Origin of the sequence: Chromobacterium sp. ASV23 (genome assembly GCF_016428945.1) — a bacterium.
Taxonomy (GTDB): Bacteria; Pseudomonadota; Gammaproteobacteria; order Burkholderiales; family Chromobacteriaceae; genus Chromobacterium; species Chromobacterium sinusclupearum.
The window spans coordinates 34,717-60,318 of sequence record NZ_JAELTR010000019.1 but is presented as its reverse complement, the minus strand read 5'-3'; the positions used below and the strand labels follow the sequence as shown (position 1 = coordinate 60,318).

Genomic DNA, 25,602 nt, shown 5'->3' with positions numbered 1-25,602 from the left:
CCGGGCATAGGCCCGGCCTTGCTGATCAAGACGCTTGGGATCAGTTGGCGCGGTACCACGGATCGCCTGCGGTTGGCACAATGCCTTGCGCGTACCATTTGGCGCAGTATTTGGCGCCCTGATAGCTGGCGCAGTCGCCGCCCTGATACGCCACATTGACGTTCCACGGCTGCAGCGGTCCGGCGGTTTGCCGCCAGGGCGCGGATTGGCCCGGCGTATTGCCCTGGGTCCAGTATTGGGCCGTCCAGGTGGCGCCGGCATAGGTCACGGTATTGCCGGTGTTGTACGTTTGCCCGGCCGACCACGGCTGGCCGTTCACCGGCCCGCCGTCGCTGCCGCCGCCATAGTTAGGGTCCTGGGTGACGCCGCTGCCCCAGTGGTCTTTGAAGCCTTTGAACACATTGCTGAAGGCGTAAGGCGCCTGCACGATGCCGGAGCATTGCGAGTCCACATAGCTGCCGTTGCCAGGGCAGGATTTGTCGCGGCTGACCGACCACATGGACAGCACGCCGAAGTTATTGCTGTTGGCCATGCCGTACAGATTGGTGGCGTTGGCTACGGTGAAGGTTTCCGGCTGGGTATCGTTCAGGCCTATCATCGGCGTCACGCCCACCTTTTGCCACAGTTGGGCGTCGGTCAGCGTCTGGCCATGCGCCTTGTAGGCGGTGTCCAGTTGGCCGTACAGCGCCTGCGCCGCCTGCTTGGCGGCTGTGCCCATGTCGGCGGTGTGCTGGCCGTAGTCCATGGCCATGATGTTGACGGTGTCCAGCGCCACGCCATTGCTCAAGGCTGAGTTGAGCACGTTCTGCCCGTCCTGGGTGAGACCGAAGGGCATCACCGGCAGCGTCAGCGACACATGCAGCGTTTTGCCCTTGGCTTTATAACTTTTCTGCAGCGCCGCCACCACGGCGAAATTGCGGCTATTGGCGGCCGCGTCGGTTTGCGCCGCGCCTTCGATGTCGAAATCGATGCGGTTCAGATTGTAAGTGTCCAGCACCTTCTGGTAGGCCGCCTGCAAGCTGGCATTGTTGGTGCAGGCCTGCTGCAGCGGCGTGCCGTTGGCGCCGCCGAAGGACACCATCACCTCGCCGCCCTTGGCGCGGAAATTGGTGATGCCGGCGCTGATGGCGCTGGATTGCTGATCGCTGCTGGAGCCGGGAATCGGCAGCACGCCGCCCCAAGACGGGTTGCAGCCATTCTGAGCGACGACGAAGGCGAGCGTGAACTGCTGAATGCCTTGGTTGACGCCTATCTTGTCGATTTGCGGTGTTGGCCATAGCGTCATGTCCACATACGGCGCAAAGGCGCGGGCCTGAACGGCAGGGCTGCTCAGGCAGGCCGCCGTTACGGCCAGCGCGGAAACTGCGGTAAGCGTCTTCTTCATGCATTTTCTCCTTAATGCGCGTCGAATTGAGTGCGGCAGCTTTCTGAAAAGTAAATGGTTTAAAAAGAAGCCATCACTTATCAGCAATATGCAATATACGCGCTTGGAGTAAATGCTCAATGGGAAAAGTGCACGGACTTTTGATTTTTACATTTTGGTCTAGGGGCTGTTGACATTTGGTGAGTGGATCGCGTTTGCGCCGATTTGGACCGGAAGCAAGGCGCACAGTCCGACGCATAGTCATTCTATGCAAGGACTGGGCAACGCGGCCTCCGGCCCAAAGCGGCCAAACCCGCAGGGCCGGGCGCCTTTCGCGCCGACTCTTCGTTGTTCCGCGCTGGCAGAGAATGACTATGCGGCGCGCGAAACGCCTCGATTCGGCGCGAAATGCGCTCCGGCGCGACCGCTCACCAAACGTCAACAGCCCCTAGGGCTATGGCACAGATCAGTCCAGCGGCCAGGGCATGGACTTGGGCACCGCGGCATCGGCCTCGGCCGCGCTGGGCTCCTGGGGCAGGGCGACGCTATCCACCCCGCGCCACCATGGCGCGGCGCGTTCGGCATGGGCCGGCTCCACAGCCTCGCCTTGGCGCGGCATCAATAGCCGGACATTGCGCCGCTCGGCGCTGGCCAGCAGCGTTTCCGCCGGGGCATCCCAGGCATGCATCGCCAGGTTGAAGGTCCCCCAGTGCACTGGCAGGAAGGCGCCGCCGCCCAGCAGCTCCAGCGCTTTGAGCGCATTGTCGGGGCCCAGATGGATGTCGCCCCAGGCGGGATGATGGGCGCCCACTTCCAGCATCACCAGATCGAAGGCGCCCAGCCTGTCCCGAATCTCCTCGAACTGGCCGGTCAAGCCGGTATCGCCGCTGAAGAAGACGGAATGGCGCGGCGTGCGCATCGACAGCGAGGACCACAGCGTGGCGTTGCGGTCTTTCAGGCCGCGGCCGGAGAAGTGCTGCGACGGCGTGGCGGTGACGACGAGCTCGGATCCGGGGTGCTGGTAGCTCTCCCACCAGTCCAGTTCGGTGATGCGCTCGCGCGGCACGCCGAAGGCTTCCAGATGGGCGCCGACGCCCAGCGAGGTGACGAAAGGCGCCGGCGTTTTGGCCAGCTCGCGTATCGTGGGATAGTCCAGATGATCGTAATGGTCGTGAGAGACCAGGACCAAATCCAGCGGCGGCAGTTCCTTCAATTTCACCGGCGCCGGCTGGAAGCGCTTGGGTCCGGCCAGGCGGGTGGGCGAGGCGCGCGGTCCCCATACCGGGTCGGTCAGCAGGCGCAGCCCGTCGATTTCGATCAGCACGTTGGAGTGGCCCAGCCAGGTGGCGCGCAGGCCGGATTCGGGCGGTTTGCGCCAGGCATGCCTCGGGTCCAGCGTGGGCAGCGGCCCGGTCGGCACGCGCCGCTCGCCGCCGCACAGAAAGTCCTTCAGCGACGGCATTTTCACATTCGGATCGCGCAGGCCGGGCGCTATGGGATAGATGTTGCGGAAGCCGTCGCCGGCCCACATGGGCGAGGCGCGCATCCGCTCCAGCCGCGCGCCGTCCGGTTTCTTGCCAAAAGCTTTCATCGCAATCCTCATCGTTCAATGGCGGCCCATCCTGAGCCTGCCGCCTACTGTAGACAAGCATGCCGGCGGCGTCGAGCTTGGACTGTTCGCGGCTGGCGGAGTTTGCGGTTTTTACTATCGTCCCTGCGCTTGCCAGGTGTAGGCCTGGGGCTAGAATGAAAAACGAATGGACAGGCGAATCATCAAACAGGCCGCAACGACGAAACCGCGGGGGGCGAGGGTGGACGAACTGGAGGCAACATTGTTGCGGCTATGCCGCCAGGAGGCGCTGCCCGATGCCGCGGTGCTGGATATGCTGGCGGTGCAGCGGGAACGCTATCCGCGCGCCAGCCTCTTGTATTGGGCGGTGGTGGACTATGGTCTGCCGTCGACTGAGCCTCGTTTTTTTGTCTTCGATACGCTGGAGGGGTCCGTCCAGCGTTTTCTGGTGGCGCATGGAGGCGGCAGCAATCCCGACGCCAATCGGCTGCTTGTCAGCGAGTTTTCCGACGAGCCCGGCTCCAATGCGACGTGCCTGGGCGTATGCCGCGCCTCCGATACCTTTTTCGGGAGCTACGGCCTGTCGCTCCGGCTGGATGGCATGGGAACCCGCAACACCCATATGCGCGAGCGCAATCTGGCCATGCACGGCGCGGATTACGTCGCGCAGGACTATGTCCGCGAACATGGCATGCCCGGATGCTCAGACGGCAGCCTGGCGCTCGACCCGCAATACAGCGTGGGACTGATCAATATGCTGCAGGGCGGCTCCTACATCAACTGCATTTGCTCTAGCCGTTGAACCTGGCCTTGCTCCCGACGAAAGGCCCTGGAAGACTTCCAGGGCCTTTTCGCCGCCAGGCTTCAGTTGAGTCGTTCCAGGCTGTAATTGGCCGGTTCCCAGGCAAAAGCGCGGGTGTCGTTGCGCACATGGCCGATGCCGGGGAAGGAGATGTGCGCGGCGGCCACCCAGTAGCCGTGGGCAGCGGCATCGGCAAAGGCCTTGTGCCGCTGTTCGATGGCGCTTGCCGAGTCGACGTCGAAATCGATGGCGATCTCCGGGTGCGCGAACTGCGCCTGCTGGGCGTGCACGGCGTCGCCCCAGAACTGTATGCGGGCGCCGTCGCTGCTCGCTTCGTAGAAGACATGGCCCGGGGTGTGGCCGGGGGTGGCGATGGCGCGGATGCCGGGGAACAGTTCGACGCCGGGTTCGAAGGTTTTCACTTTTCCGGCCGCCAGATAGGGCGCCAGCGAAGCCTGCGCTTGGTCGAACCCCTTGCGCTGGTCGAAACCGGACGGGCGCGGCCCGCCCACCTTGGCCTTGTTGGCTGGATTCAGCCAGAAATCGGCTTCTTTCTGGCTCAGATAAATGTCGGCGTTGGGGAATAAGCGCTTGCCGGCCATGGAGAGGCCGCCGGAATGGTCGAGGTGGACATGGGTGAGCAGCACCGCGTCTATGTCTTCGGGACGGTAGCCGGCGGCGCGCAGGTTTTGCTGCAGACGGCCGGCTACATTGGCGCCGAACAGCTTGCCGGCGCCGCTGTCCACCAGCAGCAGTTTGCCGCCGGTATTGATCAGGAAGGTGTTGATCGAGGTTTCCGTCTGGTCCGGCTTCTGGAAGCCGTCTTCCAGCAGGCGGCGGATCTGTTGCGGTTCCTCTCCGTTGAGCAGCTTGTCCAGCGGGACTTTCACCGTGCCGTCCGAGACGGCGGTGACCTCGAACTGGCCCAGCATCATCCGGTAATAGCCGGGCGCCTGGGCGCGAACTTGCGGCGCCGCCGCGTAGCTGGGGGAGGCGGGCAGCAGCGCGGTGGCGGCGGTAGCCAGCGCCAGGCTGGCGGCGAGGGTTTGCATTTTTCGGCTGACTTTCATGATGGCTCCTGTCTGGTATGTCCGCGGCGATTTGCCGTTGGGCTTGCCTGCATGTTCCAATACGCAGTCATATCGTTCAAATCGATTGGAAAGATAATGACTATCAGCGAAAGAGATTTCAGGGGGGTCGATCTCAATCTGTTGGTGGCTTTTCTGGTGTTGATGCGCGAGCGCAGCGTCTCGCGCGCGGCCGAGCAGCTGTACCTGGGGCAGCCGGCGATGAGCGGCGCGCTGGCGCGGCTGCGCAGCCTGTTCGACGACGAGCTGCTGGTGCGCACCGCGGCCGGCATGGAGCCGACACCGCGCGCCTTGCGGCTGGAGGCCGAGTTGCTGCCGGCGCTGCAAGGGGTGCAGGCGGCGTTGTTCCAGTCCGAACGTTTCGATCCGGCCCGCGCCGAGCGCACTTTCACGCTGGCGATGCCGGATTGGGTGGAAGTCTGGCTGATGCCGGGGGTGTTCGCCGAATTGCGCCGCCAGGCGCCGGGGATGCGGATTGCGGTCAAGGCTACCGACCCCTTTCAGGCCGCGGCCATGCTGGAGCGGCATGAAATGGAGCTGGGCATCGCCACGCTGCGGGCGGAGCCGGGATGGATGCGCAGCCAGCCGCTGGCAAAGATGGGTTTCAGTTGCGTGCACCACGCCGCGCGGCTGCGGTTTGAGGGTGGGCTGTCGCTGTCAGACTACATCGCGCATCCCCACCTATTGGTCACCTACCGCGGCGTCTTCCAGAGCGGCATCGATCAATTGCTGGCGGAACAAGGACTGCAGCGGCGGGTACAGTACACCACCCAGCAATTCAGCGCCTTGCCCAGCCTGCTACGCGAAGTGGAGGCGCTGGCCAGCGTGCCTTCGGCATTGGCCCATCATTGGGCCGATTGCCAGAATCTGCATGCCCATCCCTTGCCGCTGCCGCCGCCGGAGTTTGAATTATCGATGTTCTGGCACGCGGTCAAGGATAGGGACCCGGCGCTGCAATGGCTGCGCGGCCTGGTCGCCGAGGCGGCGCGGCAGCCGGCGCGAGCGGGCGGCAAAAAGGCCCCGGGCCATATCGACGCGGGGCCTGCTTGAAAGATGGAGCCTGACTTAGCCGCAGGCCCCCACATGGCCGCAGGCGGTGCAGAACTCGCAACCGTCCTTCTTGATCAAGGCGTGGTTGCCGCATTCCGGGCAGGCCTTGCCGGCCAGCGGCTTGAGCATGGATGGCGCTTCCAGGGCGAACAGGTCGCTCTGTTCCGGCACCATCACGCCCATTTCCTCCACCGGCACGCCTTCTTCGGTCAGCACGCCCAGCATGGCGTAGCGGTGGATGATCAGCCGCGCCAGGTAGGCGACGGTGGACGGCCAGCTTTGCGATTTTTCCATGCCCGGGATGCGGGCGAAGAAGTCGCCTTGCGGCTCGGCGTAGTTCAATAGCTTGCGCAGCTTCAGGCCGATCCAGGCCGGGTCGATCACCCGCATGTCGAGCGACAGCATCTTGCACAGGCCGTCCAGTTCGCGCGGATACGCGCCCGCCAGCCATACCGAGTACGGGCGGCGCTTGCCATTGGGCAGCACCAGTTCTTTGACGAACAGCACGAAGTCGTCGCCGGTTTGCGGGTTCACCACATCCACCGACCAGCTCATGGTGCCGTCGCTGCCGGACTTCGGCTCCTTGCGCGCGAACAGGGCGTCCATCACCGGCGTGGCTTCGCCGGCTTCCAGCGTCAGCGCGCCCAATTGCTCCACGCGGTGGCGCACCACCTGGCCCAGCGCGGCGGCGGCCGAGGTGGCGTGTATGGTCTTGTCGCCCAGCGCGAAGCGGTAGCGCTTGTCGCCATTGGTGCGCGACAGCGCGTCCAGCTTGGCGGCCAGCCAGGCGCGGTCGCGGCAGCGCATGTCCATCGACAGGGTCTTGGCGATGGCGGACAGGCCGCGCTGTTCGTCGGTGGCGTTGACCCAGCATTCAAACGGCGTGGCGCGGCCGTTTTCCATATGGCCCACCACCACGGCGAAATCGCCGGCATCGCCTTCCACCATGAAGGTCCAGGACGGGTTGCCTTCCTTCAGCTTGGGGCGGTTCGGCCATTTCAGGCTGGACAGGGCCGGCGTGGGGGCGGTGTTCAGCGTGACGCGGCGGTCCGGGTCGCTGGCGGCGCCGGACAGGTCTTGCGGCGCGGCGGCGGATTGCGCCGGCTCCACCGACAGCACCGAACCCAGCACATTGTTGGGCCGGTAGGTGGTGATGCCCTTCAGGCCCGCGCGCCAGGCTTCCAGGTACAGGCTCTCGAAGTCCTCGAACGGATAGTCGGCCGGCACGTTGACGGTTTTGGAGATGGCGGTGTCCACATACGGCGCCACGGCGGCCACCATGCGCATATGGTCCAAGGCGCTCATCTCCAGCGCGGAGACGAAGTAATCCGGCAGTTTGGCGGTGTCGCCGCCCTGCATGCGCCACACGCGGTAGGCGTGGTCTTCCACCAGGTATTCCTGCTGCGTGTTGTCCGCCATCCGCTTTTTGCGGGTGTAGAACCACGAGAACGGCGGCTCGATGCCGTTGGAGGCATTGTCGGCGAAGGCCAGCGAGATGGTGCCGGTGGGCGCGATGGACAGCAGGTGCGAATTGCGGATGCCGTGCTTGCGGATGCGCGCCTGGATCTTCTCCGGCAGCCGGCTGGCGCAGTGCGGCGCGGCCAGGTACTTCTCGGCGTCGAACAGCGGGAAGGCGCCTTTCTCGATGGCCAGGTCCACCGACGCGTCATAGGCCGCGTCGCGCATGGTTTCGGCGATGCGGGCGGCGAAGCGGCGGCCTTCTTCGCTGTCGTAGCGTATCTTCAGCATGATCAGCGCGTCGCCCAGGCCGGTGAAGCCCAGGCCGACGCGGCGCTTGTTCATCGCCTCGCGCTGCTGTTCCGGCAAGGGCCAGACCGTCAGGTCCAACACGTTGTCCAGCATGCGGATGGCCATCCGCACCACTTTCTCGAACGACTTGAAGTCGAAGCTGGCCTGCTCGCCGAACGGCGCGCGCACGTGGCGGGTGAGGTTGATCGAGCCGAGGTCGCAGCAGCCGTAGTCCGGCAGCGGCTGTTCGCCGCAGGGGTTGGTGGATTCGATGACTTCGCAATAGGACAGATTGTTGTCCTGGTTGATGCGGGTCATGAACAGCACGCCCGGCTCGGCATGGTCGTAAGTGGAGGCCATGATCTGCCGCCACAGCTCGCGGGCGCGCACGGTGCGGTACACCCACAGGCCGTCTTCGCGCTGGAAGCTGTCCGGGAAAGCGTCGGAGTTCGGCGGCACCGCGTGGGTCAGCTGCCAGTCGCCGTCCGCTTCCACCGCGCGCATGAAGTCGTCGGACACGCCGACCGAGATATTGAAGTTGCGCAGGTCGCCCTGGTCCTTGGCGTGGATGAAGTCTTCCACGTCCGGATGGCTGATATCCAGCACGCCCATCTGCGCGCCGCGGCGGGCGCCGGCCGATTCCACGGTCTCGCAGCTGCGGTCGAACACGCGCATGTACGACACCGGGCCGGAAGCGCGGCTATTGGTGCCCTTCACGTGCGCGCCCTTGGGGCGGATGCGCGAGAAGTTGTAGCCCACGCCGCCGCCGCGGCGCATGGTTTCGGCCGCCTGCAGCAGCGCCTGGTAGATGCCTACCTTGCCGCGCTCGGTTTCGGAGACGGAGTCGCCCACCGGCTGCACGAAGCAGTTGATCAGCGTGGCGGAGAGTTCGGTGCCGGCGGCGGAGTTGATGCGGCCGCCCGGGATGAAGCCCTTGTCCAGCGCCTCGAAAAACAGCGGCTCGAAACGGGCCGGGTCTTTTTCCAGCGCGGCCAGCGCGCGGGCGACACGGTGGCGGACTTCGCTGACGCTTTGTTCGCCGTTCTTGGCGTATTTCTCCAGCAACACCTCGCGCGAGATGTCCTGCTCCGCCATGGCGGCGATGTTTTCCTGCTGCATGGAACGCTCATCCTTCTGAAACGGTGTTCGACGACGACGGCATGGCTGCGTGGGCATGAAAAACGGCGTAGCACACTATATGTTGTTACGCCGTCCGGTGTTGAAACGCAAGCTATTGTGTTGTGTGCCGGCTGCGATTGTACCGCAGCCGCAACGCCGCGTCGCTATTTCGCGGTGATTTTGACCGCCAGTTCCACGCCGTCGCGGTTGGCCGATGTCTTTTGCGGCGCATCCAGCGCGATGCGATCCGCCAGCTCCGGCTGGTGGCGCAGCATCACCTTGCGGGCGTTGTCCGCGCGCTGGCTCGCCAGCTTGACGAGATCGGCCTGGCTGACTTGCTGGGCGGCCAGCATTTCATCGCGCAGCTGCTTGGCCAGCGCCTCGCCGGACGGACCGCCCGGCTTCAGCACATGGCCCAGCAGCTTCATCCGGCCGATGAGGCGGCCGTACACGGTCTTGATGGCCGATTGCGTCTGCGCGTCCTTCAGGTCCAGCACCGGCAGCGGCTCGTCGTCCAGCGGCGGATGGCCGGCGGCGGCCAGCACCGCCGAGTCGACGCGGGCGCGCGCCAGCTGTTTGCTGTCCGCGTCCGGCGCGTAGCCGCCGGCGATGGCGATCTGCATCTTGGGCCGCTTGGCCATCAAGGCCGCCACCTTGTCCAGCTTTTCGCGCTCCGGCGGGCTGACATGGGCCTCGCCGGCGACGAAGCGGATGTCGTCGAAGCCTTCTCCGCCCAGCAGCGCGCCCAGGGCGCGGAACGGCGCGGTGGCCACCTTGGTGACGATGTTGACGAAGGCTTTCCAGATCACCTGGCCGTAGCTGAACTGCGGATCGTCCAGGCTGCCGGCCACCGGCAGGTCCAGATCGATGCGGCCGTTGCTGTCTTCCAGCAGCGCCACGGCCAGCCGCAGCGGCAGGTGCGGGCCTTTGTCGCCCTTCAGCTCCTCGCCCAGCTGGATGGAGTCGATCATGATGCGGTTCTCGCCCTTGAGCTGGCGGTGGTCCAGCAGGTAGCGCAATTCCAGCGACAGCTTGCCGTCCTTGACCTGCCAGCCGGCAAAATTCATCGAGTACGGATTGAGGTTGTTCAGCGCCAGGTTGTGGAAGTCCAGCACGATGTCGGTGTTGTCGGTGGGCGACATCGGCGACAGCGCGCCGCGCACCTTGACCTCGCCGTACTGATCCACCGCGCCGTCCAGCGTGATGCGGCCGCGGCCGCCGGCGCGGGTGGACAGGTTCTGAATGCTGCCGCGCAGGTGATGCATGTGGGTGGCGAAGTCCGGGGTCATGCCGTGGTCGGCGAACTCCACCGCGCCGTTCTGCACATGGATGCTGTGCACGTCGACCTGCGGCAGCGGCGCGGATGGCGCCGATGCCGGCTTGCCGCCGGGCCTGCCGGCGAAGATTTGCTGCCAGTTCAGGCGGCGCTGCGGGTCCAGGATCAGCCGGGCTCGCGGCTGATCCAGCCGCACGTCGTTGATGCTGACTTTCAGCGGCATGCCCTGGGCCTGCAGCTGGCTCAGGCTCAGGCTGTTCCAGCCCAGCAAGGGCAGCGGCTCGCCCGGCTCCTGCAGCGTCATCTTGGCCAGCCGGAGCTGGCCGGACAGCTGCCATCTGGCGGCGGAGGCGGCGTCCAGCTTGAGGTCGGCGCTGGCGGCGCCGCCGGACAGCTTCAGCGGGGTGCCGGTCAGGCCATACGGGGCCAGCGGCGCCAACGGCAGGGCATCCAGTTTGATGCTGCCGCGCGCGGCGGGCTTGGCTGGATCGATATCGAGCTTGGCGCTCAGTCCGCCGCTGCCGGCGCGGGCGGACAGGTCCAGCGACAGCTTGTCGTCATCGTTGACTTCCAGCTCGCCGTTCAGCTTTTCCAGGCGGTATTCCAGCGGTTTGGGCAGGCTGAGATCGCGCCAGCGCAGACTGCCGTTTTGCAGTTCGATATCGGGGTAGGGCAGCGCCCACGCCGGGCCGTTTGCCGACGGTTTAGCGGAAGCTTGCCCCCGCTGCGCCAGCAGCTTCTGCAACTGCAGCTTGCCGTCGCGTTCGCGCTGCAGCGTCAGTTGCAGGCCGTTCAGCGCGAGGTCGCCCGGCTCGAGCTGGCGTTGTTTCAGGTCTATCCGCGTCGGCGACAGCTCGGCGCGGGGCAGGCTCAGCCACGATACGCCGCCGCTGCTCAGTTGCAGGTCGGCCAGCTGCAGCCCGGCGTTTTCCAGCCGCATGCCATGCTCCGGGTCCAGGCTCAGCTTGGTCTGCAGGCGCGGGATGTCGGTTTCCAGTTTCAGCGGCTGGATGAAGGTCTGGTCGGTCCAGGCAGCATGCCAGTTGTTGAGGCGTATGCTCTCCACCTTGACCAGCCAGGGCGAGACCTTGCTGGGCTTGGCCGGCGCCGCAGGCGGCAGCCGCAATGCCTGCAGCCAGTTCAACTGGCCCGCCGCGTTGCGGCCGGCGCTGACCTGGCCGCCGTTCAGTTCGATGCGGTCCACGGTTAGCAGGGCGTGGGACAGATCCAGCGCGCCGCCTTCCACTTTCAGCTCAGGCAGCTCCAGCGCGCTGCCTCCCGGTCCTTTCAGCTTCAAGCGCTGCAGGCTGGCGTTCAGTGACGATACCGTCAGCTCAGGCGTTTTTCCGCTCAGGTCGAGCTGGTAGCGCGCGTCCACGGTCAGCGCGCCTTCCGGCTTGTCGACGGCGAAGTAGGGATGGACGTAGTCCCAGGCGGTGGCCAAGGGCAGGCTGCCTATGTGCGCCTCTCCGCTCGATTGCAGCGGCTGCAGCTGCATGCTGCCGCGCCAGTCGAAGCGGCCGCCGCCTTCCAGCTCCGCATGCAGCGCGTAGCGGCCGTTTTCCGCCAGCGTGGACAGGTTGCTCAGGCTCAGATTGATCGGCATCAGCCGGAAGCGTTCGGCCTGGCCGACTTCATGGTCGCTGACGCGGATCTGGCCGCCGCGCAGGTTGATCGCGTCGATTTTCAGCCGGGGCAGTTTCTCCGGTGTGGAACCGCTGTCCAGTCTGGCTGGTCCAGAGATATCCGCCGCCAGCTTTTCCCAGTTCCACTTGCCTTGGGCGTCGCGCTCCAGCCACAGCTGCGGCGTATCCAGCGTGAATTCGCTGGCTTGCCAGCGGCCCAGAAGCAGCGCGTACAGGTCGGCATTCAGGTACAGGCGGCGCGCCATGAACAAGGGGCGGCCGTCGGCTTCGCGAAGGGCGACGCCGTTCAGGGTCAGCTCCATGCTCCAGGGCACGATGCGAACCTCGGCGATGGCCAGCTGCCGGCCATGCTTGCGGGCCCAGTCCGACGCGGCCTGCTGCAGTAAATGCGGCGCGGCCAGGCCCAAAAAGGCCCAGAAGGCCAGCAGCAAGGCAACGGCTAACGCCAGCCAGCGCAGCCAGCGACGAGGTTTGCGGGGATTGGGTGAGGGAACGGCCTGGTTGGCATGGGCATCGGTATTCATATCGTTTAATTCTAATTCACTTTCACGCCGCCGTCCTGTTGCGTTGTTTGTCCTATTGTTGACCATGATTGACCAAAAGAAACGTCTTGCCCGTTGCAGGCAGCCAAAAGGGCTGGCTAGGATGGAGAAACGTTCAAAATCTTGAACGCGAAATTTGCCAAATCTTTATCACGAAAGGGGGATCATTTTGCAGCAGCGCCACCGGCAAGGCCGGTCTTCCACCATTTTTTCAAAGGCGGCCAAGCCGCCGCAACTGGCCGAGCGCACCCTGTTCCTGCTTCAGGCAGGCAGGCGACACACGCTGGCCCATCCGGCCCAACTGCTCAGCAGTTCGGGCGCGCACACGTAACAGAGGCTTTATGGACAGTGCCCATACCATCAATCAATGGCTTGACGAACACCATATCACCGAGGTGGAGTGTCTGATTCCGGACATGACCGGCCTCGCCCGCGGCAAGATCGTGCCGCGCCACAAATACAACCCCGCCGAGGGGCTGCGCCTGCCGGAGGCCGTGCTGTCGATGACGGTGACCGGCGATTACCCGGACCGCGATTTCACCTCCGTGGCCGATCCCGACATGAAGCTGATCCCGGACGCCAGCACGCTGCGCCCGGTGCCGTGGAACCGCGAGCCGACGGCGCAGATCATCCACGACTGCTACAGCTTTGACGGCCAGGCGGTGGACCTGGCGCCGCGCAATGTGCTCAAGCGCATTCTCAAACTGTACGAGGACAAGGGCTGGAAGGCGGTGATCGCGCCGGAGATGGAGTTCTACCTAGTGGAGATCCAGCCCGACGAAGACCTGCCGCTGCGCCCGCCGGTGGGCCGCACTCGCCGCACCGAAGCCGGCATGCAGAGCTTTTCCATCGACGCCGTCAACGAATACGACGACATCTTCGACGTGATGTATGACTGGTGCGAGGCCCAGGGCCTGGCGCTGGACACCTTGATCCACGAGATGGGCACCGCCCAGATGGAGATCAACCTCGATCACGGCGACCCCTTGCAGCTGGCCGACCAGGTTTTCCTGTTCAAGCGCACCGTGCGCGAAGTGGCCATCCGCAACAATATGTACGCCACCTTCATGGCCAAGCCCATGCAGGGCCAGCCCGGCAGCGCCATGCACATGCACCAGAGCGTGGTGGACTTGGCCAGCGGCCGCAACATCTTCAGCCAGGACAATGGCGAACCGTCGCCGGCCTTCCTGCACTTCATCGGCGGCCTGCAAAAGTACCTGCCGGCTGCCATGCCCTTTTTCGCGCCGTATGTGAACTCCTACCGCCGCCTCAGCCGCTACACCTCGGCGCCCATCAACCTGAGCTGGGGCTACGACAACCGCACCTGCGGCCTGCGCGTGCCGCACTCCGGCCCGGAAGCGCGGCGCGTGGAAAACCGCCTGGCCGGAGTGGACGTCAATCCGTACCTGGCGATGGCGGCCAGCCTGGCCTGCGGCTACCTGGGCATGCGCGAGCAGCTGCAGCCGTCCGACCCGCTGTCCGGCAGCGCCTACGAACAGCCGCACCAGCTGCCTCGCCACCTGGACGACGCCATCGACATGCTGCTGCGCTGCAAGCCGCTGGCCGAGTTGTTCGGCGAGCATTTCGTCGAAACCTACGCGGCGATCAAGGAAGCCGAGTACCGCGAGTACTTCGACGTGATCAGCCCGTGGGAGCGGCGCTTCCTGTTGTTGCACGTCTAAGCGTACCGACCTAGCGCCCACGCCTTCCCGCCCTATGGGCCGGAAGGCGTTTTTGTGCCTGGCGGTGGCGGGCTGCAGGAGCAAGTGCGCGCCGCGCCTCCGCCTCGTTTCGTGCGCTTGGCCTGCCGCGAGAGTATGCAGGATGCAGCGGTGAAACCAGACAACATGCGTCTGCTCGGTTCGTAAGCTGTAATAATGACTCTGAACACAGATTCGAAGCTTATCCAACAGGCGCGGGTTTCTTGCAGTTTCTGGTAGGGTATTAGTTTCGCTATGTTAGGTGTCCTGTAAGAAGCATGCTGGTATCTATCGTGGATGATCTTAAGATTGCAATCTTGACGGCATAATTTCGGCGCGCCAGAATCTGGGCATTGGCTCCTGACATTTCAGGTGAAAATTTACATGATATGCAATTGTAGGCATTGCAATTTAGCCGTTTCCGACAAATCTCGGGAAAAAGTCTCCCCAATCCTCATATAGCAAAACGATATACCGTAATGGATTACAACAGGTTAATTTCATTGGCGCTTCAATATGCTGGATTTCTTGGCATATCGGTTGTGTCTATCGCCGCCACGGCCTTTGGTCTATTCAAATGGCTGGGAGGTAAATGGCTTGAAGGAAAGTTTGCCGAGCGGCTGCAAAACCTAAAATCGGAGCAGGATCACGCCATTCGAATTGTCCAGTCAACGATCGACCGGGAAATACACAGAGCCAAGAAGTTATACGACAACGAGTTCACAGCACTATCCGAGTCTTGGCACTTACTGAGAGCTGCGTACGATATGTCATCTGGAACAGTCGCATCAATGACAGTTAACGTCGCCCTCATGAATGCTGAAGAACTTGAACGGTATTTGTCGAAGCGAGGAATGGAAGAGTGGCAACGCAAAGAGTTACATGCTCTGACTGGCGAAGCTCGCAACGACGAGTATTGGAAGTGGTCGGAGTGGCAACGACTAATTGAATGCCAAAATAAATGGCGCGAGTGTCAACAGCAGATTGATGCGGTGAGCATTTTCTTTCCAGCTGGTTTCACTGAAAAATTTCGCACCATCAATTACATGATCTGCTCAAGCAACGTCGAATATGAGGAGCGTATTCGTAAGCACAAAGTTCCAGAGTACGGTGCATCCTACGACCGCTTCGAATTTACAAATAAGCTTCTCAACGAGGGCAAGAGCTTGATTAACGAACTGGAAGAAATGGTCCGTGATAGGCTCTGGTCAGTTGCCAAAGAAGGTAGCCAAGTTGAGCAGAAGTCCTGAAGGTTAGTTGTCCAGTCCTGAGCGAATGCGGACCGCCCTTTGCATCAAGGGTTGTTGAGGCATCGCTGCAATGACGATGGAGCGCGTCTTCACGCCGGCTGCTGCTGGGTGACGCAGTGGATGCCGCCGCCGCCGGCGGCGATCGCGTCTATGTTCAGCTGCACGATCTCTCTGCCCGGAAATTGCTCGCGCAGGATGTCGCGGCAGTTGCCGTCGGCATCGTCGTCGCCAAACTGCGGCGCGATCACCGCGCCGTTGCAGACGTAAAAGTTGACGTAGCCGGCGGCGAAGGACTTGCTGTCGTAGGTGGGCCTGACCTTGTCCGGGCCGCGCAAGGTCACCACTTGCAGGCGGCGGCCCTTGGCGTCTGTAGCCCGGCGCAAAATGGCCAGATGGCGTTGCGTGACCGCGTGGTCGAACGAGGACGGGTCGCTGTCCACGCCGGCGATCACCACGCCGGGGCGGGCGAAGCGGGCGTAGAAATCGGTATGGCCGTCGGTGATGTCGCGGCCGGCGATCCCGGGCAGCCAGATCACCTTGTCCACGCCCAGCAGCCGTTTCAGCTCGGCCTCGCAGGCGGCTTTGTCCACGCCGCGATTGCGGTTGGGATTCAGCACGCAGCTTTCCGTGATGATGGCCGTGCCGTCGCCATCCACCTCCAGCGCGCCGCCTTCCAGCACCAGCGAACTCTTCAGCAGCGGGACACGGGCGCGTTCGCAGATGGCGGACGCCACGGCACGGTCCCAGCCGTATTCCTGCTTGCCGCCCCAGCCGTTGAAATTGAAGCCGGCGCCGGCCAGCTGGCCCTGGGCGTCATGCACGAATACCGGCCCGGTATCGCGCATCCAAATGTCGTCCAGCGGCTGGGCGATCAGTTGCACCCCGTCCCCGCAGAGCCGCCGCGCCCGCTCCAGGCTGGCTGCCGGCGTCAGCATGCGCACCGGCTCGAACTGGGCGATGACGCGGGCGATTTGCGCCAGATTGCGTTGAGCGGGCTGCAGCAGGCGATCTCTCCAGATCGCGGCCTGGGCGCCGAAGGCCATCCAGGTGGCGGCGTGCGGCTCGCCCTCGTCCGGCATGCGCCAGCCGGCGGCCTGCAGCCTGGCAGGCCGAATGGCCGCAGCGGGCGGCGGTGGATTGGAAGCAGGGGTGGAACGGCCATCGGACAGACAACCGCCCAGCAGCGCGCAGCCCGATAGCCAGGCGGTTTGTCTCAGAAAATGGCGTCGGTTCATTCTCGCCCCCGGCAAGCAGCTTTGCATAAGCTAGGCTCATGCTTTAGAGATAGCTGCTGACAGGCAGGCTTGGCGAATTTTCCGGCGGCGGCAAAGCGGCTCAGGCGGAGAGCAGCGCCGCCAGGGTAGCCGCGCCTTCGCGCTGCTGCAATGGGTCGTAATAGCTGAAGTTAAGCCGCAGCGCATGCTGCCTGGGCTCGCTGTCGCGGAAGAACAGCGAACCGGGCGCGTAGTGAATGCCCATCTGCATCGCCTGCGGCAGCAGGCGGCGGCAGTCCATGCCCGGCGGCAGTTCCAGCCAAAGGAAATAACCGCCTTGCGGCGTGACCAGGCGGCTGCCGTTTGGCAATTGGGCGGCCAGTTGTTGGCTCAAGGCGTGCCAGTTGGCTTGCAGCCGGCCGCGCAGCAGGCTGAGCATGTCCTCGTGCTGGCCGCCGGCCAGCAGCCGCGCCAGGGCCAGCTGGCTGGGCAGCGGCGTGGACAAGGAGCTGCATAACTTCAGGCCGACGATGCTGTCGCGGTAGCGCCCGGCGGCGATCCAGCCGACGCGGTAGCCCGGCGCCAGCGATTTGCTGAACGAGGCGCAGTGCAGTACGCTGCCGTTGCGGTCATAGGCTTTCAGCGGCAATGGGGCGTTTTCGCCGAAGTACAGCTCGCGGTAGGTGTCGTCCTCGATGATGGGCACGCGGTGGCGGTCCGCCAGGGTCAACAGCGCCTGCTTGTCGGCGTCGCTCATCGTCAGGCCGGTGGGGTGCTGGAAATTGGCCATCGCCAGGATGGCGGCAGGGCGGTGCTGGACGATCAACTGATCCAGCCGCTCCAGGTCCAAGGCCTGGCCTGGCGGCGTGGCCAGGGTGTGGGCGGCAATGCCCAGTTGTTCCAGCAGGTCGAACAGCGCCGGAAAGGCCGGCGTCAGCACCAGCATCGCCGCGTTGCCGGCCAGCCGGGCGACCGCGCGTATCGCCAGATTCAGCGCCTCCATCGCGCCGCAGGTCACCAGCAGCTCCTCGCCGTCCAGCTCCACGCCCTGCGCCAGATAGCGCAGCGCCAGTTCCCGGCGCAGCCCTTCATAGCCGGTGCTAGTCTGGCCGGTCAGCGCGTAGCGGTAGTCGCCCAGCGCGCGGGCCAGGGCGCGGTTAAGCGGCGTGGTGTTGATCAGCGCCGGATTGATGTAGGGACAGCCCCAGGGCATGGGCAGCGCGGCGGTCAGGTGCTCGATGCGGACGTCGCTGCCATCGCCGTCCATCGTCAGCCGGCTGGGCGCGGCGCGCGCCAGCACGCGGAAGCCGGAGCGCGGCAGGGACGCAATCAGCCCCAGCCGTTCCAGTTCGGCATAGGCGCGCTGGGCGGTAGTGATGCTGATCTTGTGATCCTGGCACACCTTGCGCAGCGAGGGCATGCGGTCTCCGGCGCGCAGGTGGCCCTGTTCGATGGCGTGACGGAAGCGTTGGCTCAGTTGGCCGGTTTTGTTCATGCACTTTTCCTGCCGGTTTATTCGCCGATGAAGCTGGATTTTTCCTTGACGGTGACGTCATCGTTCAGCGAGCGTATCACGAAGTGGATAGGGTGGGCGCCGCGGCTGGCGTGCTCGGGATTGGCCTGCACGCGCACTACCACGGTTTCGGTGTGCGCCGGCTTGACGTCGAAGACTTGCTCGGGGCGCTCCATGCGGATGCTGGGCAAGCCCTCCACCGTCACGCTATAGCGCTGCGGCTGTTCGGTGGTGTTGATCAGCCTGAGGTTGTAGCGGTTCTGCAGCATGCCGTCGTCGCTCTGCTCCACCAGGCTGGCGCGGTCGCGCAGCACGTCCACCTTGAACGGCTTCTTCAGCGCCAGCGCGGTGGTGGAGGCCACGATGATGCCGGCGAGCAGACAGGAATACACTGCGATGCGCGGCCTGTGCAGCGACTTGGCCGGCGCGGGTTTGCCCTGCAGCGCCTGGGCGCTGGTGTAGCGGATCAGCCCGCGCGGCGACTTGAGCTTGTCCATCACCTGGTCGCAGGCGTCGATGCAGGCGGCGCAGCCTATGCATTCATATTGCAGGCCGTTGCGGATGTCGATGCCGGTGGGGCAGACCTGCACGCAGATGCCGCAGTCCACGCAGCCTTTAACCGCGTTTTCGCTCTTGGCCTGCTGTTTGCCGCGCGGTTCGCCGCGCCGTTCGTCGTAGGAGATGATCAGGGTGTGGTCGTCGAACATCGCGCCTTGGAAGCGCGCGTATGGGCACATGTGCAGACAGACCTTCTCGCGCAGCACCCCGGCCAGCAGCCAGGTGAAGCCGGCGTAGAACAGCGTCCAGAATAGGTCCCACGGGCCCACCTGCAGCGTGGCCAGTTCGCGTATCGGCGTGAAGTAGCCGACGAAGGTCAGGCCGGTCCACAGCGAAAACGCCCCCATCAGTAGCTGGGTGGCGCCTTTCTTGAAGAATTTGCCGGCGCTCATCGGCGCCGCGTCCAGCTTGCGGCGGGCCAGGTGGTCGCCCTGCACCAGCCGTTCTATCCATATCATGATCTGGGTGTATACAGTTTGCGGGCAGCTGTAACCGCACCATAGCCGGCCGGCCAGCGTGGTCCACAGGAACAGCCCTAGCGCCGACACCACCAGTAGCGCCGCCAGATAGATGAAATCCTGCGGCCATAGACTGATGCCGAAGATCAGGAAGTGATGCTCCGCCAGGTTGAAGTGCACAGCCTGGCGGCCGTTCCATTGCAGCCAGGGCACGCCGAAGAATACCAGTTGCGTGAGCAGGACCATGCCGACGCGCAGGTTGTTGAAGCGGCCGCTGGTGAGTCTGGGGTGGATTTTGATTGGAACCGGCTGTATTTCGGGCTTGGACATGGCTGCCACCAGGCTATGAGGAATAACCATGTTTTACTGCTGGAAATCAGTACACACAATGAACAGAATCAGTCGGAAAAATATATACAGATGCCAACTGTCAGCCCGCTCTGTCTTTTTGTTGAAGTCTCGCAGTATTGCTTGGCGCGCGGAGTTGGGTAATGCTTTTGGCATTGTTAATGTGTGGGGGAGATGTGGGCGCTTATGTCCTGAATGAGGGTTTGGTCGCGGCGGCCACCCTGTATGCGGTCGGCGCGGCAAGCCCCGGCCCCAGCAATCTGGCGATCATGGGCGCGGCGATGAGCCACGGGCGGCTGCGCGCGCTGGCGATGGCGCTTGGCGTGGTGTTGGGGTCGCAATTCTGGGGGCTGCTGGCAGCCTGCGGGCTGGCTGGGATCATGCGTGAGGCCTGGTGGCTGATGATGGCGATGAAGCTGGCGGGAGGCGTTTATCTGCTGTACCTGGCGTTTCTGTCGGCCAGGCAGGCAGCGGTTGCGGATTGGGCGGCCCCCGCTGCTGCGGAGCCGGAAAAGAATGGCGCTTGGCGTTGGCTGCTCAAAGGCGCTGCCATGCACATGACCAATCCCAAAGCCATCTTGGTGTGGATGTCCATCGTCACGCTGGCGTTGCCGCGCGAGGGCGGCGGCGAGCAGGCCTTCCACGCGGTATGGGTTTGCGGCGGCATCGCCGTGCTGGTGTTCTTCGTCTATGCGCTGCTTTTTTCGACAGCGGCGGCGCGCGAGGGTTATCTGAAGGTGAGGCGTTGCTTCCAGGCCATTCTCGCGGCGGCTTTTGGCTGGGCCGGGGTGAAGATGCTGCTGGCCTCGTCGCGGACGGTATAAGCAATGGCCTGGGCGGGCAGGCCAGTGTCTTTTAGCGAGTCAGTTGCGGAAACAGCCGGTACAGGCCATCGACGATGATTTCCACCGATACGGCGGCCAGCAGCATGCCCATCACGCGATTGACGATATTGATGCCGGTCTGGCCCAGCAAGCGGGTCAGCGGGGTGGCCAGCGTCAGCGCGCCAAAGCAGGTCAGCGCCACCAGCAGGCTGCTGATCAGCAGATAGACCACCTGCACCCAGGAATGGGCGGTGGTGGCGTAGATGATGACGGTGGAGATGGTGCCGGGGCCGGTCATCAGCGGGATGGCCATCGGCACCACGGCGATATTGGTCTTGTGGCCGGCTTCCTCGCGCTCCTGCTTGGTGGTTTTGGTCGGGCCGGGCTTGGCGTTCATCAGCGCGATGGCGATCAGCATCAGCAGAATGCCGCCGCCGACCTGGAACGAGCCTATGCTGATGCCCAGAAAGCGCAGCAGCGTCTGGCCGACGATGGCGAACAGGCACATCACCACGGCTACCGCGATGGCGGTGGTCTTGGCGACTTTCTGTCTTTCTTCCTGGCTGGCGTTGGGCGTCAGGCTGATGAAGATGGGGATGGCGCCGAGCGGATTCACCAGAACCAGCAGGGCGACGAAGATTTTTGCGATTTCTATTTCCATGATCGGCCAATATTAGCGTGGACTGAAGTATCTTGCATTCACCGCGGGGACGTGAATCTGCACGCTTGCGCCACCGGCTCCGGCTAGGTTTCAGCATAGCCGCTTGGCGCGCTGCTCATGGCGCGGTCTGCATGGCAAACAAAACGCCGCTTGTAGGCGGCGTTTCAGGATGCGGAAGGCGCAAGGTCAATCCAGCAGCAGGCCCTCCAGCGTGCGGCGGTAGATATCCGCCAGCGGTTCGATATCGTCCACCGCCACGCACTCGTTGAGCTTGTGGATGGTGGCGTTGATCGGGCCGAACTCCACCAGCTCGCGCGCGATGCGCTTGATGAAGCGGCCGTCCGAGGTGCCGCCGGTGGTGGACAGTTCGGCCTTGGCATCGGCCACGTCGGCGATGGCCTGGCTCAGCGCCTCGGTCAAGGCGCCCGGCGGCGTGATGAAGGGCTGGCCGGACAGCTGCCAGTGCAGTTCATAAGCCAAGCCGTGCCGGTCCAGGATCCGATACACGCGTTCCTTCAGATTGTCCGCCGAGCTTTCCGGCGAGAAGCGGAAGTTGAACAGCAGCTCGCAGTGGCCGGGAATGACGTTGGTGGCGCCGGTGCCGGCCTGGATGTTCGACACCTGCCAGCTGGTGGGCGGGAAGAAGGCGTTGCCCTCGTCCCAGCGCGTGGCGGCCAGCTCGGCCAGCGCCGGGGCCAGCAGATGGATGGGGTTCTTCGCCAATTGCGGATAGGCGATGTGGCCCTGGATGCCGTGCACGATCAGCCGGCCGGACAGCGAGCCGCGGCGGCCGTTCTTGATGGTGTCGCCCAGGCGCTGTTCGGAGGTGGGCTCGCCGACGATGCAGTAATCTATGGTTTCGCCGCGCGCTTCCAGCGCATCCACCACTTTCACCGTGCCATCGGTCGCCACGCCTTCCTCGTCGGAGGTGATCAACAGCGCCAGCGAGCCCTTGTGGTCCGGATGCTCGGCGACGAAGCGTTCGCAGGCGGTGACGAAGGCGGCCAGCGAGGCTTTCATGTCCGCCGCGCCGCGGCCGTAGAGCAGGCCGTTTCGCACGGTCGGCTCGAACGGCGGGCTGTCCCACTTGTCCAGCGGGCCGGTGGGCACCACGTCGGTATGGCCGGCGAAGCAGAACAACGGGCCGGCGTCGCCCTTGCGCGCCCAGAAGTTGTCCACGTCGCCGTGGCGCATCTTCTCCACCTTGAAGCCTATGGCTTCCAGCCGGCCTATCATCAGCGCCTGGCAGCCTTCGTCGCGCGGGGTGACGGAATCGCGGCGGATCAGTTCGCGAGTCAAATCCAGCGTCGCGCTCATTTGCCGAAGCGCTCCGCCCAGTCGGCCTCGGAGAAACCGACGCCGACTTTGCCGTCCCATTCCAGCACCGGGCGCTTGATCACGGACGGCTTGTCCAGCATCAGCGCGATGGCGCCGGCGGTTTCGTCCGCGGCCGCCTTGCTGTCGTCCGGCAGCGCGCGCCAGGTGGTGCCCTGGCGGTTCACCAGCTTGGCCAGCGGCACCTGGGCGGTCCAGGCCTGCAGGTGCGCGGCGTCTATGCCCTGTTTCTTGAAGTCGTGGAAAATGTAGTCGATGCCGTTGTCGGCCAGCCATTGGCGGGCCTTCTTCACGGTATTGCAGTTGGGAATGCCGTAGAGGGTAATCATCGGGTGGGTTTACAAGTCCAGTTTGATGCTGTCGAAGCTGGCCGCGCTGGCGGGGCCAGATTTGTCTTTGCCGCTTTCTTTGGATTGATTGACCAGCCAGTACAGATTGGTTGGCGAATCGGCGTTTTTCAGCGCCTCTTCCAGCGTGATGCGGCCGTCCCGGTACAGCTGGTACAGCGCCTGCTCGAAGGTTTGCGCGCCATCGCTCATGCTGCTTTCGATGGCTTCCTTGATTTTGTCCATCTCGCCGGTGCGAATCAACTCTGCTATGTGTGGGGTATTGATCAGAAGTTCGATGGCCGGCGCGCGGCTGCCGTCGGCCGTGGCCACCAGTCGCTGCGACACCACCGCGCGCAGCGAGGCGGACAGATCCAGCAGCAGCGAGTGGCGGCTTTCCGGCGGGAAGAAATTGATCACGCGGTTCAGCATGTGGTAGCTGTTGTTGCCGTGCAGCGTGGAGATGCACAGATGGCCGGACTGGGCGTAGTTGATGGCGTGGGTCAGGGTTTCCGCGTCGCGGATCTCGCCTATCATCAGCACGTCCGGCGCCTCGCGCATGGCGTTTTTCAGCGCGCGTTCGTAAGACAGCGTGTCGAAGCCGACTTCGCGCTGGTTGACGATGGATTGCTCGTGGCGGTGCAGAAACTCGATCGGGTCCTCGATGGTGAGGATGTGGCCCTTCATGTTCTGGTTGCGCATTTGCAGCATGGCCGCCACGGTCGAGCTCTTGCCGGAGCCGGTGGCGCCCACCACCAGAATCAGGCCGCGCTTCTGCTGGATCAGCTCGCCCAGCTTGGCCGGCAATTGCAGGCTTTCCAGCGACGGGATATTGGGCATGATGTAGCGCACCACCATGCTGACCGAGCCGCGCTGCCAGAAAATATTGATGCGGAAGCTGCCCAGGCCGGTGATGGGATGGCCCAGGTTCATTTCGCGCTCGCGCTCGAACTCGGCGATGTCCTGTTCGCTCATCAGGCTGTAGGCCAGCTGTTTGACCATTTCAGCCGTCAACGGCTTGTCGTTGACCGGCTGCAATTCGCCGGCCACTTTCAGCATCGGCGGCGCCGCGCTGGTCATGAACAGATCGCTGGCCTTTTTTTCGGCCATCAGCTTGAAAAACGGCAACATCAGCATGAATCGCTTCCTGTACGGCGTATCTGGGTAGGCCACTATAGTGTAGTTGCCGCGGCCGGTCTTGTGTTTGTTCGAGGCAAAACAAAAGCCGCCCGGGGAGGGCGGCTTGCGGATGCGGTCGGATGGGATCAGGCTTGTTTGGCGGTTTCCTGATCGCGCAAGGCGCGGCGCAGAATCTTGCCGACGTTGGTTTTCGGCAGTTCCTGGCGGAATTCCACCAGCTTGGGCACTTTGTAGCCGGTCAGGTTCTCGCGGCAGTAGTGGATGATGTCCTTGTCGGTCAGCGCCGGGTCCTTCTTCACCACGAACACCTTGACCACTTCGCCGGATTTGTCGTCCGGCACGCCGATGCAGGCCACTTCCAGCACGCCCGGATGTCCTGCCACCACGTCTTCGATCTCGTTCGGGTAGACGTTGAAGCCGGACACCAGAATCATGTCCTTCTTGCGGTCCACCAATTTGACGAAGCCTTCCGGCGTGATCATCGCCATATCGCCGGTGGCGAGGAAGCCGTCCGGTCCCAGCACCTTGGCGGTTTCGTCCGGGCGCTTCCAGTAGCCGCGCATCACCTGCGGACCGCGGATGCACAGCTCACCCTGTTCGCCCTGCGGCACCGGCTTGCCCTCGGCATCGCGGATTTCGATTTCCGTCGACGGCACCGGCAGGCCGATGGTGCCGTTGTAGGCCTGCAGGTCCATTGGGTTGATGCAGGCGGCCGGGCTGGTTTCAGTCAGGCCGTAGGCCTCGGCCAAGGTGACGCCGGTGACGGCCTTCCACTTGTCGGCCACCGCTTTTTGCACCGCCATGCCGCCACCCAGCGTCAGCCGCCAGGTGGAGAAGTCCAGCTTGGCGAATTCCGGATTGTTGAGCAGCGCGTTGAACAGGGTGTTGACGCCGGTGATGCAGGTGATCGGGTATTTGCGCAGTTCCTTGATGAAGCCGGGGATGTCGCGCGGGTTCGGGATCAGCACGTTCAGCGCGCCCAGCTCGGTGAACACCATCAGGTTCGCGGTCAGCGAGAAGATATGGTACAGCGGCAGCGCGGTGACGATGACTTCCTGGCCTTCGCGCACCAGGGTGGAGACCCAGGCGCTGGCCTGCAGCATGTTGGCGACGATGTTCTTGTGCAGCAGCTCGGCGCCCTTGGCCACGCCGGTGGTGCCGCCGGTGTACTGCAGGAAGGCGATGTCGTCGTGCGTCAGCGTCACCTTGTCATACGGCTTGGCGCGGCCGGCGGCCAGCGCGTCGTTGAAGCCGATGTGGCCGGGGATGTGCCATGGCGGCACCATCTTCTTGACCTTGCGCACCACGAAGTTGGCCAGCTGGCGCTTGGGGAAGCCGAACATGTCGCCGATGGTGGCGATCACCACGTTCTTGACCTGGGTGCGCGGCAGCACCTGTTCCAGCACGTTGGCGAAGTTTTCCAGGATGACGATGGTTTCGGCGCCGGCGTCTTTCAGCTGGTGTTCCAGCTCGCGCGGGGTGTACAGCGGATTGACGTTGACCACCACCCCGCCGGCGCGCATGGTGCCGAAGACGGAAATGGGATATTGCAGCAGATTGGGCATCATGATCGCCACGCGATCGCCCTTCTTCACGCCGAGCTTGTGCTGCAGGAAGGAGGCGAACTGGCCGCTGAGCGCATCCAGCTCCGAATAGCTGAGCACCTTGTCCATGCAGGCCATGGCCGGGCGGTCGCCGAACTTCTTGACGCTGCGGTCGAACACCTCGATGACCGACTGGAACTGATTGATATCGATCTCGTGGGCAACCCCAGCCTGGTAGTTTTTAAGCCACACCTTATCCATAAATCCGGGTTTCTCCGTCGTGCGGGTTTTAGCGAGCATCGCGCCAGCGCGCGCCGGCGGCGATCCGGTTTTAGCGAGTCGCTGTTTTTTTAATCGTTGTCTTCGCGGCCCGTGAAGCTGGCCGCTGGGCTCAAACTGATGTTTGATTCGCGGTAATGTACCGTAACTGAAAAACTCTCGCAAAAATTGTCTGGCATGGAGCCGGGCTGGGGTGGGGCGCTGGTCGGGCTTATGGGTGGTTTGCGATCATTTTCTGCGCAGCGCG

19 protein-coding genes are annotated in these 25,602 nt (G+C 63.8%); 6 read left to right on the top strand and 13 right to left on the bottom strand.

What is annotated here, in order from left to right:
* Positions 1-40: 40 nt before the first annotated feature.
* The gene (locus JHD59_RS10225) at positions 41-1,384 is read right to left on the bottom strand and encodes a chitinase (RefSeq protein WP_199154146.1); all 1,344 of its coding nucleotides are present in this window, start codon (positions 1,382-1,384) and stop codon (positions 41-43) included.
* Positions 1,385-1,829: 445 nt separating this feature from the next.
* Positions 1,830-2,954, bottom strand: a complete 1,125-nt coding sequence (locus JHD59_RS10220; protein ID WP_233163986.1) for an MBL fold metallo-hydrolase — start codon at positions 2,952-2,954, stop codon at positions 1,830-1,832.
* Between the two features lie 166 nt (positions 2,955-3,120).
* Here JHD59_RS10220 and JHD59_RS10215 point away from each other — a divergent pair, with 166 nt between their 5' ends.
* On the top strand, positions 3,121-3,735 hold the full coding sequence (locus tag JHD59_RS10215) for a murein L,D-transpeptidase catalytic domain-containing protein (protein WP_199154144.1): 615 nt from the start codon (positions 3,121-3,123) through the stop codon (positions 3,733-3,735).
* 62 nt (positions 3,736-3,797) lie between these two features.
* On the opposite strand, the gene JHD59_RS10210 is transcribed toward JHD59_RS10215, so the two are convergent.
* Positions 3,798-4,805, bottom strand: coding sequence for an MBL fold metallo-hydrolase (locus JHD59_RS10210; RefSeq protein ID WP_199154143.1), 1,008 nt, complete (start codon positions 4,803-4,805; stop codon positions 3,798-3,800).
* 96 nt (positions 4,806-4,901) lie between these two features.
* Here JHD59_RS10210 and JHD59_RS10205 point away from each other — a divergent pair, with 96 nt between their 5' ends.
* Positions 4,902-5,873 (top strand): LysR family transcriptional regulator, encoded by a 972-nt coding sequence (locus JHD59_RS10205; protein WP_199154142.1) that lies wholly within the window; start codon positions 4,902-4,904, stop codon positions 5,871-5,873.
* A 15-nt stretch (positions 5,874-5,888) separates the two neighbouring features.
* Here JHD59_RS10205 and JHD59_RS10200 read toward each other — a convergent pair whose 3' ends face one another.
* Positions 5,889-8,741: an adenosylcobalamin-dependent ribonucleoside-diphosphate reductase gene (locus JHD59_RS10200; protein WP_199154141.1), complete on the bottom strand. Its 2,853-nt coding sequence runs from the start codon at positions 8,739-8,741 to the stop codon at positions 5,889-5,891.
* 164 nt (positions 8,742-8,905) lie between these two features.
* Positions 8,906-12,187 (bottom strand): DUF748 domain-containing protein, encoded by a 3,282-nt coding sequence (locus JHD59_RS10195; protein ID WP_199154140.1) that lies wholly within the window; start codon positions 12,185-12,187, stop codon positions 8,906-8,908.
* 187 nt (positions 12,188-12,374) lie between these two features.
* On the opposite strand from JHD59_RS10195, the gene JHD59_RS10190 reads away from it, so the two are divergent.
* The 3 genes from JHD59_RS10190 (at position 12,375) to JHD59_RS10180 (ending at position 15,155) form a co-directional block, all read left to right on the top strand.
* Entirely contained in the window at positions 12,375-12,536 is a 162-nt protein-coding gene (locus tag JHD59_RS10190; RefSeq protein ID WP_158248666.1) for a hypothetical protein, read from the top strand.
* Positions 12,537-12,546: 10 nt separating this feature from the next.
* Complete coding sequence (locus JHD59_RS10185) at positions 12,547-13,887, top strand: glutamine synthetase family protein (protein WP_199154139.1); 1,341 nt, start codon at positions 12,547-12,549, stop codon at positions 13,885-13,887.
* A 497-nt stretch (positions 13,888-14,384) separates the two neighbouring features.
* Positions 14,385-15,155: a hypothetical protein gene (locus tag JHD59_RS10180; RefSeq protein ID WP_199154138.1), complete on the top strand. Its 771-nt coding sequence runs from the start codon at positions 14,385-14,387 to the stop codon at positions 15,153-15,155.
* Positions 15,156-15,244: 89 nt separating this feature from the next.
* Here the strand turns inward: JHD59_RS10180 and JHD59_RS10175 are convergent, their stop codons facing one another.
* The 3 genes from JHD59_RS10175 to ccoG form a co-directional block, all read right to left on the bottom strand.
* The gene (locus JHD59_RS10175; RefSeq protein ID WP_233163985.1) at positions 15,245-16,390 is read right to left on the bottom strand and encodes an agmatine/peptidylarginine deiminase; all 1,146 of its coding nucleotides are present in this window, start codon (positions 16,388-16,390) and stop codon (positions 15,245-15,247) included.
* 100 nt (positions 16,391-16,490) lie between these two features.
* Positions 16,491-17,864 carry a PLP-dependent aminotransferase family protein gene (locus tag JHD59_RS10170; protein ID WP_103317067.1) on the bottom strand — a complete coding sequence of 458 codons (1,374 nt, stop codon included), beginning with the start codon at positions 17,862-17,864 and terminating at the stop codon, positions 16,491-16,493.
* Between the two features lie 17 nt (positions 17,865-17,881).
* Entirely contained in the window at positions 17,882-19,258 is a 1,377-nt protein-coding gene (gene ccoG / locus JHD59_RS10165) for a cytochrome c oxidase accessory protein CcoG (protein ID WP_199154137.1), read from the bottom strand.
* Between the two features lie 149 nt (positions 19,259-19,407).
* Between ccoG and JHD59_RS10160 the strand changes: the two genes are divergently transcribed.
* Positions 19,408-20,070, top strand: coding sequence for a LysE family translocator (locus tag JHD59_RS10160; RefSeq protein ID WP_199154136.1), 663 nt, complete (start codon positions 19,408-19,410; stop codon positions 20,068-20,070).
* A gap of 31 nt (positions 20,071-20,101) precedes the next feature.
* On the opposite strand, the gene JHD59_RS10155 is transcribed toward JHD59_RS10160, so the two are convergent.
* The 5 genes from JHD59_RS10155 to JHD59_RS10135 all read right to left on the bottom strand — a co-directional run bounded on the left by JHD59_RS10155 (position 20,102) and on the right by JHD59_RS10135 (position 25,337).
* Positions 20,102-20,731: a MarC family protein gene (locus JHD59_RS10155; protein ID WP_199154135.1), complete on the bottom strand. Its 630-nt coding sequence runs from the start codon at positions 20,729-20,731 to the stop codon at positions 20,102-20,104.
* A gap of 186 nt (positions 20,732-20,917) precedes the next feature.
* Positions 20,918-22,048 (bottom strand): succinyl-diaminopimelate desuccinylase, encoded by a 1,131-nt coding sequence (gene dapE, locus JHD59_RS10150; protein ID WP_199154134.1) that lies wholly within the window; start codon positions 22,046-22,048, stop codon positions 20,918-20,920.
* Complete coding sequence (locus JHD59_RS10145; RefSeq protein WP_199154133.1) at positions 22,045-22,395, bottom strand: ArsC family reductase; 351 nt, start codon at positions 22,393-22,395, stop codon at positions 22,045-22,047. The genes dapE and JHD59_RS10145 overlap by 4 nt, the downstream gene beginning before the upstream one ends.
* A gap of 9 nt (positions 22,396-22,404) precedes the next feature.
* Complete coding sequence (locus tag JHD59_RS10140) at positions 22,405-23,529, bottom strand: PilT/PilU family type 4a pilus ATPase (protein WP_199154132.1); 1,125 nt, start codon at positions 23,527-23,529, stop codon at positions 22,405-22,407.
* Between the two features lie 128 nt (positions 23,530-23,657).
* On the bottom strand, positions 23,658-25,337 hold the full coding sequence (locus tag JHD59_RS10135) for a long-chain-fatty-acid--CoA ligase (protein ID WP_199154131.1): 1,680 nt from the start codon (positions 25,335-25,337) through the stop codon (positions 23,658-23,660).
* Positions 25,338-25,602 lie beyond the last annotated feature (265 nt).

Coding starts and splice junctions, on each gene's coding strand:
- JHD59_RS10185 (WP_199154139.1), top strand. CDS start 12,547: ATGGACAGTGCCCATACCATCAATCAATGGCTTGACGAACACCATATC.
- JHD59_RS10155 (WP_199154135.1), bottom strand. CDS start 20,731: ATGGAAATAGAAATCGCAAAAATCTTCGTCGCCCTGCTGGTTCTGGTG.
- JHD59_RS10145 (WP_199154133.1), bottom strand. CDS start 22,395: ATGATTACCCTCTACGGCATTCCCAACTGCAATACCGTGAAGAAGGCC.
- JHD59_RS10195 (WP_199154140.1), bottom strand. CDS start 12,187: ATGAATACCGATGCCCATGCCAACCAGGCCGTTCCCTCACCCAATCCC.
- JHD59_RS10180 (WP_199154138.1), top strand. CDS start 14,385: ATGGATTACAACAGGTTAATTTCATTGGCGCTTCAATATGCTGGATTT.
- JHD59_RS10220 (WP_233163986.1), bottom strand. CDS start 2,954: ATGAAAGCTTTTGGCAAGAAACCGGACGGCGCGCGGCTGGAGCGGATG.
- JHD59_RS10200 (WP_199154141.1), bottom strand. CDS start 8,741: ATGCAGCAGGAAAACATCGCCGCCATGGCGGAGCAGGACATCTCGCGC.
- dapE (WP_199154134.1), bottom strand. CDS start 22,048: ATGAGCGCGACGCTGGATTTGACTCGCGAACTGATCCGCCGCGATTCC.
- JHD59_RS10175 (WP_233163985.1), bottom strand. CDS start 16,390: ATGAACCGACGCCATTTTCTGAGACAAACCGCCTGGCTATCGGGCTGC.
- JHD59_RS10160 (WP_199154136.1), top strand. CDS start 19,408: ATGTGTGGGGGAGATGTGGGCGCTTATGTCCTGAATGAGGGTTTGGTC.
- JHD59_RS10140 (WP_199154132.1), bottom strand. CDS start 23,529: ATGCTGATGTTGCCGTTTTTCAAGCTGATGGCCGAAAAAAAGGCCAGC.
- JHD59_RS10225 (WP_199154146.1), bottom strand. CDS start 1,384: ATGAAGAAGACGCTTACCGCAGTTTCCGCGCTGGCCGTAACGGCGGCC.
- ccoG (WP_199154137.1), bottom strand. CDS start 19,258: ATGGTTATTCCTCATAGCCTGGTGGCAGCCATGTCCAAGCCCGAAATA.
- JHD59_RS10170 (WP_103317067.1), bottom strand. CDS start 17,864: ATGAACAAAACCGGCCAACTGAGCCAACGCTTCCGTCACGCCATCGAA.
- JHD59_RS10210 (WP_199154143.1), bottom strand. CDS start 4,805: ATGAAAGTCAGCCGAAAAATGCAAACCCTCGCCGCCAGCCTGGCGCTG.
- JHD59_RS10135 (WP_199154131.1), bottom strand. CDS start 25,337: ATGGATAAGGTGTGGCTTAAAAACTACCAGGCTGGGGTTGCCCACGAG.
- JHD59_RS10205 (WP_199154142.1), top strand. CDS start 4,902: ATGACTATCAGCGAAAGAGATTTCAGGGGGGTCGATCTCAATCTGTTG.
- JHD59_RS10215 (WP_199154144.1), top strand. CDS start 3,121: ATGGACAGGCGAATCATCAAACAGGCCGCAACGACGAAACCGCGGGGG.